This is a genomic window from Synechococcus sp. UW140, from assembly GCF_900474295.1.
In the GTDB taxonomy this organism is placed as follows: domain Bacteria; phylum Cyanobacteriota; class Cyanobacteriia; order PCC-6307; family Cyanobiaceae; genus Synechococcus_C.
In genome coordinates this window covers 94478-103514 of record NZ_UCOB01000020.1, presented here as the reverse complement: position 1 = coordinate 103514, position 9037 = coordinate 94478, and the positions used below count along the sequence as shown (strand labels likewise).

11 protein-coding genes are annotated in these 9037 nt (G+C 57.6%); 7 read left to right on the top strand and 4 right to left on the bottom strand.

Annotation, left to right across the window (positions count from 1 at the left end):
* Window positions 1-1642: 1642 nt before the first annotated feature.
* The gene (locus tag DXY10_RS07940; RefSeq protein ID WP_115018234.1) at window positions 1643-1903 is read right to left on the bottom strand and encodes a hypothetical protein; all 261 of its coding nucleotides are present in this window, start codon (window positions 1901-1903) and stop codon (window positions 1643-1645) included.
* Window positions 1904-2093: 190 nt separating this feature from the next.
* Between DXY10_RS07940 and DXY10_RS07935 the strand changes: the two genes are divergently transcribed.
* Window positions 2094-3161, top strand: coding sequence for a class I SAM-dependent methyltransferase (locus DXY10_RS07935; RefSeq protein WP_115018283.1), 1068 nt, complete (start codon window positions 2094-2096; stop codon window positions 3159-3161).
* Window positions 3162-3233: 72 nt separating this feature from the next.
* Window positions 3234-3551: a copper-binding protein gene (locus DXY10_RS07930; protein ID WP_115018231.1), complete on the top strand. Its 318-nt coding sequence runs from the start codon at window positions 3234-3236 to the stop codon at window positions 3549-3551.
* Here the strand turns inward: DXY10_RS07930 and DXY10_RS07925 are convergent.
* Window positions 3533-3781, bottom strand: a complete 249-nt coding sequence (locus DXY10_RS07925) for a hypothetical protein (RefSeq protein ID WP_206749693.1) — start codon at window positions 3779-3781, stop codon at window positions 3533-3535. The two genes, DXY10_RS07930 and DXY10_RS07925, sit on opposite strands and share 19 nt — an antisense overlap.
* Before the next feature lie 125 nt (window positions 3782-3906).
* Between DXY10_RS07925 and DXY10_RS07920 the strand changes: the two genes are divergently transcribed.
* Window positions 3907-4161 (top strand): DUF6439 family protein, encoded by a 255-nt coding sequence (locus tag DXY10_RS07920; protein ID WP_115018280.1) that lies wholly within the window; start codon window positions 3907-3909, stop codon window positions 4159-4161.
* Here the strand turns inward: DXY10_RS07920 and DXY10_RS07915 are convergent.
* Together DXY10_RS07915 and DXY10_RS07910 are read right to left on the bottom strand one after the other, a co-directional pair.
* A complete protein-coding gene (locus tag DXY10_RS07915) occupies window positions 4121-4630 on the bottom strand; it encodes an ATP-binding protein (protein WP_115018225.1) in 510 nt (169 codons plus the stop codon). The genes DXY10_RS07920 and DXY10_RS07915 overlap by 41 nt on opposite strands.
* 64 nt (window positions 4631-4694) lie before the next feature.
* On the bottom strand, window positions 4695-5408 hold the full coding sequence (locus tag DXY10_RS07910) for a GUN4 domain-containing protein (protein WP_115018222.1): 714 nt from the start codon (window positions 5406-5408) through the stop codon (window positions 4695-4697).
* A 40-nt stretch (window positions 5409-5448) separates the two neighbouring features.
* Between DXY10_RS07910 and mnmH the strand changes: the two genes are divergently transcribed.
* From mnmH to DXY10_RS07890, 4 genes are read left to right on the top strand one after another with little or no spacing between them, the layout of a single operon-like run.
* Entirely contained in the window at window positions 5449-6525 is a 1077-nt protein-coding gene (mnmH, locus tag DXY10_RS07905) for a tRNA 2-selenouridine(34) synthase MnmH (RefSeq protein ID WP_115018277.1), read from the top strand.
* A 29-nt stretch (window positions 6526-6554) separates the two neighbouring features.
* Window positions 6555-6941 (top strand): photosystem II reaction center protein Psb28, encoded by a 387-nt coding sequence (psb28, locus tag DXY10_RS07900; RefSeq protein ID WP_115018219.1) that lies wholly within the window; start codon window positions 6555-6557, stop codon window positions 6939-6941.
* Entirely contained in the window at window positions 6938-8026 is a 1089-nt protein-coding gene (locus tag DXY10_RS07895; protein WP_115018217.1) for an AI-2E family transporter, read from the top strand. Before psb28 ends, DXY10_RS07895 begins: the two co-directional genes overlap by 4 nt.
* A gap of 9 nt (window positions 8027-8035) precedes the next feature.
* On the top strand, window positions 8036-9034 hold the full coding sequence (locus DXY10_RS07890) for an AI-2E family transporter (protein ID WP_115018215.1): 999 nt from the start codon (window positions 8036-8038) through the stop codon (window positions 9032-9034).
* Window positions 9035-9037: the final 3 nt, after the last annotated feature.

The following is a 9037-nucleotide window of genomic DNA, read 5'->3' as shown; positions in this document are numbered from 1 at the left end:
AGCAGCCTGGCTACGGCTATCAGACGGTGAACTACGCCCCTGCGCCTCAGGCTCCGGTGTATCACCAACCTGCTTATGGCTATTCGCAGCAGCCCCGTTACGGCTACTGATCACACCGCCGGGGAGCCTGATGCCTGCGGGCTGAAAGCAATACAACACCAAGGCGTGGGAAAGCAGGGCAGTCATTGGAGGTGAGGACTGATCCATCCCCCGGCACAACACCACAAAAAGCCCCGCCATAAGCGGGGTTTTGTGGTGCCTTAGCTGTAGCCAGCCAAGCATCCTCAATCCTGCGGATCGACTGGGCTGAAGGGATAGAAGCGCACCTCTTCATTGGCTTTGCTGAGATTCAGGCAAAGGAAAGCGCGACATTGAGCGAGAGGAGCCCAACAAGAAAAAATGCGGCTAAGAGGGAGGCCTCTGGAACCATTTTCACAATTGCGTAGCCAACGATGGAGAAGGCAGCTGCGATGAGTAGGGCCGCGAAGTCAGGTTGCATCTCCCTCAATGCGTGGCGATCTGTTGTAGCCACTGCACCTCTGTGACCGAGAGCGGGAGTGCTCAGCTCAGCTGCTTACAGAAGAGCCTCAGCAGTTTTCCTAAGGAAGGCACTGCATTCTCCGGGTGCTTCGTACCTAGACCTTCGATGGCTTTAGCCGTGTCGTGACAGGCCAATTGGATTGGGCATCAAGGTCAAGCTGAGCTTGACGTTGGCCTGCCTACGAGAGCCAACGGTGGCACTCCAATCAGCAGGCGGTTCTGCTTCGTGAAGAAAAGAAGACAGCGCTGACAGACCGACCAAAGCTGTCTGCAGCGCAATCAACATCCTTCATGGTCGACCCCGTCATCTTCCCGACCCTGCTAATCCTCTGGGGGCTGACAGCTCTTACAAAGATGGGGGCTTAGCGGACGAGTAGATCTGCCGATGCACAAGAGCCTGACGAACAGCTGTGCGCACCTTCGCGTTTTCAATCAACAGTTGCTTGGTCAAATCCCTGATTTGATCGATGTCGTCGCACTGATCAAGTTCTCGGCAAGCCGCCTCAATCCGAAACTTCTGCTCCGTCGACAAGGTGATTTTGGCCAATGGTCAATGGTCTGCTGTGCAGAAACTTTGGCGACTGGCGCCGGTGCGCTGTTGGGGGGTTAACCGACCAACAATTCGATGCTCTGCAAGATTCTGCGCTTCCCCTTTGCGAGACACCCATTGTGAGCCCTGAAGATCTCGGCATGGAAGTGGTGATGAGACCATCGCACCTTTCCTCTGAGGAGTGAGGGCGTTTGACTCTCTTAAGCAGGCCTTCCAAGACCTTGACCGTCTCCAGTTCGGCAACGATGGCGTCATCGCCGCAGATCATTCCATTCACAGACTGAGCTCTCACCATCAAGATATTCGAGATGGATGGAGCTTGAAACACCGCGCTCTGTTGAGAGTGTGCCTCATGGTTCCGCCCCGAGTACAAGGTAAGTTGTGATGCAGAGGGAGAGCAAATAGAAGGTCAGCATTGTTTTCAATGATGCTGAGAAAAATCTATTTCCCATCCCAAAACAAATGATGCCTGAACCTTCCACAACTCCTACAAAGTCTGACGGAACAAGCCCTACTTGTCGCTGACGAGTCTTGCCAGAACGTCACTGCAACTCAGGCGTCATTCCGTAACTGTGTGATCGCACTGTCATGCAGGCGACGTTGATGTCCCTGGCGCAGCGCCCAAGCCCGCTGCTGTGCGATTGCGTTAGCCCCGTCCTGCTGATCTGGATGGGCCTGGATTTGCCCGAGGGCCACCTCACGCCGATGGACGTCATGGGCGTGCTGGTGTGACCAAGCCAAAAACTCAACACCAGCAGACGTATCTCGCTGGATCAAGCCACCGTCTGAGTGCTGGGACGTTTGAACAGTCATCGCGAGAACCCCTCAAGAGCCTTGCTCTAATTTTGTATCAACGACTACAGAATTTCAAGACTTTCGTAGCGGGTCGCTGCGATGGCGTCCAAGGCTCGATGAGCGAGAGCCAAAAGAGGCCGGCACCAAAATCCACCACGAAGGCCATCCATCCGCTGGAATGGCGGTTCTACATCTTCAATCTGAAGCGATGGCGACGCCCACCCTCACCGAGATCGCCTATCGCACACTGCAGCAGACCAGAAGCCTCGCAGGCCTGGCGCACAAAGAAATCAGCACAAAGTTGATGGAACTGGTCGCACCAGACGTCACACCCCAGACCGAGCCTGTGCCTCCAGACATGCTCATGCAACTGCGCCAAGCGATGGCTGACCTTGAAGACCTTGACTGGCGCGAAGCCGAAGAGGGCCTCTATCCAAAGAGTCAACTCTTTGATTTGCCCTGGATCGACTGGGCCAGGCGCTACCCACGCCTGTGGCTCGATCTGCCTTCCACCTGGATGCGACGCCGAGAACGCAACGTGCGCGACCTCCCAGACCTCAACGATGCAGAGATCTATCCCGATTACTACCTCCAAAACTTCCACCATCAAACCGATGGCTACCTGAGCGACCACTCAGCAGAGCTCTACGACCTGCAAGTGGACATCCTCTTCAACGGGGCAGCTGATGCAATGCGCAGGCGCGTGATTGGTCCCCTCAAGCGAGGCATGCGTTCGTTTCACGACCGTCCCAACGCCAGTCTCAAAATCCTGGATGTGGGCACTGGCACTGGCAGAACCCTGCATCAGATCCGCGGTGCTCTGCCCGAGGTTTCTCTAGTGGGCCTCGACCTCTCACAGGCCTACCTGCGCCAGGCCAACCGATGGCTTAACCAAGGAGGAAGCAACCTGGTTCAGCTCCTACAGGGCAATGGAGAGGCAATTCCGCTGGCAGACGGGAGTGTTCAAGCCGTGACCTGTGTGTTTCTGATGCATGAACTGCCCTCTGAAGCCAGGCAAGCCGTGATCGATCAATGCTTCCGAGTGCTCGAACCAGGTGGTGTGCTCGTGCTGGCAGATTCGATCCAACTCGCGGATTCACCCCAGTTCGAACTGGCCATGGACAATTTCCGCAAAGCCTTTCATGAGCCGTACTACCGGGACTATGTCAGCGACAACATCAATGACCGTCTCAACCAAGCCGGCTTCATCGGGATCGCGGCCGATTCGTATTTCATGACGAGGGTTTGGACCGCTCTCAAACCTGCCGCGACATAGGGATTTGCTGACATGCCAATAACCGGATGCCTGGCACGCCCATAAGGTTCCCCTAGATGGGCCAAAGATCCAATGACCAACCCATTCCAGCTGCGCTGGCTTCAGGGCTGGTCGTTTGAAGTGGTGCTGATGGAAGGGAACGTGCAGGTCGAGGCCCGCGGCTTCGGCATCTCTTTGCGCACTCCCCTCTATCCAGGCGAAAGCCCTCAGGTTGCTGCTGACAGGCTTGTGTTGGCGGAAGACCAACGTCGTAGGGCTTTGTATCAGGCCTGGATCCGGGACAAGACAGCGAGCGGAGATGCGTTGCTGTGCACTACAGGACTGATTGACAACACAGGTTTAAATCCAAAGTCGCTCGTGGTGGTGGGACCTCAGCCCCTTGCAGCTTGAGCCAACCACCATCCGATCAAGACGCCTGGTCCTCCCCAGCGCAATCCCTTCCAGAGCCACCAACCTGAGTGAATGGGCTTGAAGTTGCGGAAGATGTCACCGGCCTGAACCAACTGCTTCACCAGCTCAGAGCGCTGACGTCGACGTCGCTCATGCAAGGAACCGCCACGAGGCGGAGATGTTCGCTGCAACTGCTGGTTGAGACGCACCAACCCAGACAAGACGTGCAATAACCGAATGGAATCAGAGCGATGCCGCGCCACTCGTTTCGGCTGATCTCGAGTCGATCTGATCCCCATCAAGGTCTCATCCGTGCGGATCAGCCTCCAGGATAGGAATGTTGATCACCTCAGCAATGCCTTCACGCCAAGCCGCATGGCCCCCTCAGGCCGCTCCACTGGCCCAGGAGCTGCACGAGCAGCTCAGGCTCACCGATCGAAACTGGCATCAGCTCAAGGGAGACTCGGACAGGCGAGCAGCTGAACTGCTAGCAGGGGCACTGGTGCAGCTCCTCAATGGCGGCACGAACGCGGATGCCTGTGCTCTGACATCCCAGGGTTTGCTCTGGCTCAAGCGGGAACTGAAGGATCCTGGCTGTCCCCATCGTTGATCTGTGCAGCAGAGCGTCCTGGACGACGACAGGCCAGTTGAAGTCGATTGCCGCGACGGCTCCAACGCACATCGTCGAAGCATTGGTGAATCAGAAAGAGACCGCGACCCTTGGGCGCATCCAGACGGGAAGGGAGGTGCCCTTGGCGGGCGGTGAAAGGCACTCCAGAGCCTTCATCTTGAATCTGCCAGACCAGCCAGTTAGGGGTGAGGATGCGACGAACCCGTAAACACTTACCCGTATCTCCCGCATTGCCGTGGCGGACGGCATTCACGAGGGCTTCCTGCAATCCAAGCTCAAGCCGGCATGCGGTCTGCTCACAACCAACGGGCTCCAGCAGGAGCTCAAGCAGGGGGCTGAGTTGAAGCGTGGAAGGCAGGATGAAGTCAGCCCAGCGGAACGTGGGCACGACAGCAATGGAGCGCAGCCTATCGGTCAACGACACAACGGTCTGGGAGCCCGACGTCATCGGCAGAGCTGTTCTCTGTTTTGACCATAACGGCAGCTCAGCCCGCCGCCACTACCTGGACGTGTTAACGACGCGACACCAATGCCGGATGGTTCAGCAGTGAATCCATGAGGCGCACACCTCGCAGCTGATTCACCAAGGGCATATGGCCTTCAGGTGCACTCATGGTCCAATTGAAGGATCCGGGGTAACGGGTCCACACACCCTCTTGTTTCCAACCGATTCGGGGCCAAAGACGGTCATAACGACCATTAAGAGCAGCCAGTAGTCGGGCCTGGGCGGTAAAGCCGAAGCGTCCCTGGGAGTAGGCGGTCCAAAGCCGATCGAGGCTGATCAGATCCTGCGCCTGCATCGGAGGTACTTCACTGAAATACACATATCCACGTCTCTCGGCCTCCTCGCCAGCCAGCTGCCTCAGGATTCGACTGGTGAACCGGTCAGCATCTTCAAACTGCTCAGCCAGAAGATCTCTCTGCAGAGGGCTGTAATCGATCCCCACAGCTGAAGGTGCAGAAAACCAACCACTGGAAGAGCCCAAAAGGGGCAGCAGTGCCTGGGGCTGTTGACGCTGGAAGACCTGCAGAAGCCAGCCTGCGGCCCAGTCATCTCCCTCAGGATCAAAACCGTCCATCACGGCCGTACCCAAAGCCGCGAGTTCGTCGGCTCTGTTCTCAATCGTGGGGATCAGAGAGCGACGCTGTCGCAGAGAACCACTGGAGAATCGCTCCAGCAATTGCTCAACACTGAGATTGGTGGTGGAGGACAGTCCGGACAGCATGGATCAAGGCCGGCTCTCACAGACACGGCGTTGGCCCACTATGTCAGGCATGGGCGCCGACACCACAAGAGATTTCGAGACCTTCAGGCAGGCACAAGGCCAACTGGTGGATGTTCGCAGTCCTGCGGAGTTCCTTCAGGGACACTGGCCAGGGTCGATCAACATCCCTCTCTTCACTGATGAACAGAGGGCGAAGGTCGGCACGACCTACAAGCAACAGGGTCGGGATCAGGCGATTGAGCTCGGTCTGGAACTGGTGGGGCCATCGCTTTCATCCTTGGCGCAAGCTCTCGGACAAGCGGCTGGAGCAGAGAAGCGCTTACGAATTTATTGCTGGCGCGGTGGGATGCGCTCCAGCAGCGTGGCCTGGCTGGCCGGCTTAGTGGATCAAGAAGCTCTCGTTCTAGAAGGGGGGTACAAGACCTATCGCCGTTGGGTTCTTGAACAATTCGGACAGAGTTGGCCGGTAAAACTGCTGGGAGGACGCACCGGCAGCGGCAAAACGGACCTGCTCTTAGCCCTAGCTGAACGCAACGTGGCAGTGGTGGATTTGGAGGGGCTGGCCCATCACCGTGGCAGCAGCTTTGGTGGGCTGGGTCTGCCAGATCAACCGACGACGGAGCAGTACGAGAACCGCCTGGCGGAAGCCTTGGATCAACATCGCCGCAATGGCGCCGAAGAAATCTGGCTGGAAGCTGAGAGTGCCCAGGTGGGTCGTTGTCGCATTCCTCACGACCTCGTCTCACAGATGAAGAGCGCCGTTGTGCTGGAGATCCGTCGCCCAGCCGAAGAACGGGTGAATCAACTTGTCGCGGTCTATGGAGATCAGGGCAGCGAAGCCCTCGCTGCAGCGACTCAGCGCATCAGTCGCCGTCTTGGCCCCCAACGCACCGAGCAAGCACTAGGCGCAATCGCCTGTCGCGACTGGCACGGTGCCTGCAGAGCCATGCTCGACTACTACGACCGCTGTTATGAGCGGGAACTGGAACGCGCAGATGAACGACGCAGTATCGATATCACTGGCATGGGCGCCGAAGAAGCCGCTGATCACCTCTTGAAAGAGGGCCTAATGCGGGTCGTAGCGAAGCCAGAGCAATCGGGCAGCATTGCTCCCTAAACTCCCTGTTTGGCGTAAGCGGATCCTCCATGGCAGATGAAAACAATGCAGCCATTCAGTTCTTCCGCGGTGTGAATGAACCGGTCGTGCCAGACATCCGCATGACCCGCAGCCGCGATGGCCGCACCGGTCAGGCCAAATTCGTGTTTGAGGAACCTCAGGCACTTGCACCCGAGACCGTCGGCGACATCTCCGGCATGTGGATGGTGGATGAGGAGGGATCGCTGGTGACGCGTGAGGTGAATGGACGCTTTGTCAACGGCAAGCCCTTCGCCCTCGAAGCCACCTACACCTGGAAAAACGAAGCAGACTTCGAGCGTTTTATGCGCTTTGCTCAGCGTTACGCCGCCGCCAATGGTCTGGGCTACGCCGAAAACTCCGGCGACAATGCTGAAGGTGACAACGAAAACGGGTGAAACTCCCTCAATGGATCGGCCTTGCGGCCCTGACGGCAGCCTGTTTGCTGCTTTGGAGCCTGCGGGATGTGCTGATCCATTTGTTCGCCGGCATCGTGCTGGCCATGGCCCTCTGCACTCTTGTGGGCAGCCTTCGCGAACGTTGGCCAATCGCAAGAAACCTTGCCCTGGTGATTTGCCTATTGGGTCTGTTGCTGGTGCTCGGCATTGGCATTGCCATTTTGGTGCCACCGTTTATCAGTCAGTTCCAGCAGTTGTTACTTCAGCTACCGGCTGCAGCCCTTGAGCTCAAACAACTGGCGATTGCCACGATCAACACCATCTCCGGAATGGTCTACGGGCTGCAGGGAGCCAGTGACTGGAGCGCCAGCTTTCTGGCCAATGGCACAGCTCTGCCAGATGGCGCCACCCTCGCCTCAGGGCTCGGGGGCGGACTGAGACAGTTACTCGGACTAGCAGGAAATCTTGGCAACGGATTGATCCAGATTCTGTTTGTCGTTGCAGTCAGTTTGATGGTGGCGGTCCAGCCCACCGCCTACCGAGAAGCCTCCATTCTTTTGATCCCTTCCTTCTATCGAAGACGGTTCAGAGAAATTCTTCTTCAGTGTGGTGAAGCCCTCAGCAGTTGGATGGTGGGACTGCTGATTAGCTCGCTCTGTGTTGCAGTCCTGGCAGGCATCGGTTTATCTCTGCTTGGCGTGAAGCTCGTGATGGCGAATGCACTGCTAGCTGGATTGCTGAATGTGATTCCCAACCTGGGGCCAACGATGAGCACCATCTTTCCTATGGCTGTGGCCCTGTTGGATGCTCCATGGAAATCCCTGGCAGTGCTCTGCCTTTATGTGGTGATCCAACACCTCGAGAGTTATGTGATCACCCCCTCAGTGATGCATCACCAGGTCAAGCTTCTGCCTGGACTGACCCTCACAGCCCAATTTCTGTTCACCGTGATCTTCGGTCCGCTCGGGCTGCTTCTGGCTCTGCCTCTGACCGTGGTGCTTCAGGTGTTGATCCGAGAGGTCGTCATTCACGACATGCTTGATCGCTGGAAACCTGAACGGCGCTCGTTCAGCCCGATGACATAAGGGGCCGCCATGAACGCCAGGAACCTCCTCATTCTTCTCACCCTCGTGGTGCTGACCCTGCTGATCTGGGAACTGCGCTGGGTGTTGCTGGTGTTGTTTGGTGCGGTGGTGCTAGCGGTGGCGCTGGACGTTCCAATCCAGAAGCTGCAGCGCTTTGGGCTGCCACGCCCTGTGGCCTTAGCGGTGGTCTTGCTGCTGCTGGTCCTCGGCGGCAGCCTGGTCCTTCAACTACTCGTGCCGGAACTGTTTGTCCAGGTGCAAGAACTGGGAGCACTGGTCCCGAGCGTGGTCAGCAAGCTCAAATCAATCGTGGCCAACGATCCTCGACTGCAGAGTTTTGAACAGAGACTGCCAACCCAGTTCAGCTGGGATCGGATCCAGCCCCTTGGAAGCCAGATCCTTGGCGTGGCCGGTGGAGCAGCCAATGGCCTGGTTCAGCTGCTGCTGATGAGCCTGCTAGCCGTGTTGATGGTGCTGGATCCCGGCTCGCATCGACGCATGCTGATCGCTGCCACGCCCCGTCCGGGGCGGGCCATGATGAAACGAGTGCTCGATCAATGCCGAACGGCACTGGGCGGCTGGCTGGCTGGCATGACCCTCTCCGCCACCAGCGTTTTTCTGCTCACCTGGTTGGGGCTCACCCTGCTCAAGGCCCCTCTGGCACTGTTGAGCGCTCTGGTCTGCGGCCTTCTCACCTTTGTACCCACCATCGGGCCAACAGCGGCAACGTTGCTGCCGCTCTCGATGGCCTTGCTGGTGTCACCAGGGTTGATGCTGCAGGTGCTGTTGCTGCGCCTTGTTCTTCAGAACCTGGAAGCGTTTGTACTCACGCCGATCCTGTTGCGTCGCACTGTCAATTTATTGCCCACTGTGGCGTTGATGGCCCAGCTCAGTCTTGGAGCATTGCTTGGACTTCCAGGGGTCCTTTTGGCCCTTCCATTAGTCGTTGTGCTGCAGGTGGGAATGGAATTAGTGGTGGTGCGTCAGATCATGGACCGTTGGACATAAACC

Excerpts from the sequence above, each read along its gene's own strand:
- DXY10_RS07940 (WP_115018234.1), bottom strand. The coding sequence starts at position 1,903 with ATGACTGTTCAAACGTCCCAGCACTCAGACGGTGGCTTGATCCAGCGA.
- DXY10_RS07935 (WP_115018283.1), top strand. The coding sequence starts at position 2,094 with ATGGCGACGCCCACCCTCACCGAGATCGCCTATCGCACACTGCAGCAG.
- DXY10_RS07930 (WP_115018231.1), top strand. The coding sequence starts at position 3,234 with ATGACCAACCCATTCCAGCTGCGCTGGCTTCAGGGCTGGTCGTTTGAA.
- DXY10_RS07920 (WP_115018280.1), top strand. The coding sequence starts at position 3,907 with ATGCCTTCACGCCAAGCCGCATGGCCCCCTCAGGCCGCTCCACTGGCC.
- DXY10_RS07915 (WP_115018225.1), bottom strand. The coding sequence starts at position 4,630 with ATGACGTCGGGCTCCCAGACCGTTGTGTCGTTGACCGATAGGCTGCGC.
- DXY10_RS07910 (WP_115018222.1), bottom strand. The coding sequence starts at position 5,408 with ATGCTGTCCGGACTGTCCTCCACCACCAATCTCAGTGTTGAGCAATTG.
- mnmH (WP_115018277.1), top strand. The coding sequence starts at position 5,449 with ATGTCAGGCATGGGCGCCGACACCACAAGAGATTTCGAGACCTTCAGG.
- psb28 (WP_115018219.1), top strand. The coding sequence starts at position 6,555 with ATGGCAGATGAAAACAATGCAGCCATTCAGTTCTTCCGCGGTGTGAAT.
- DXY10_RS07890 (WP_115018215.1), top strand. The coding sequence starts at position 8,036 with ATGAACGCCAGGAACCTCCTCATTCTTCTCACCCTCGTGGTGCTGACC.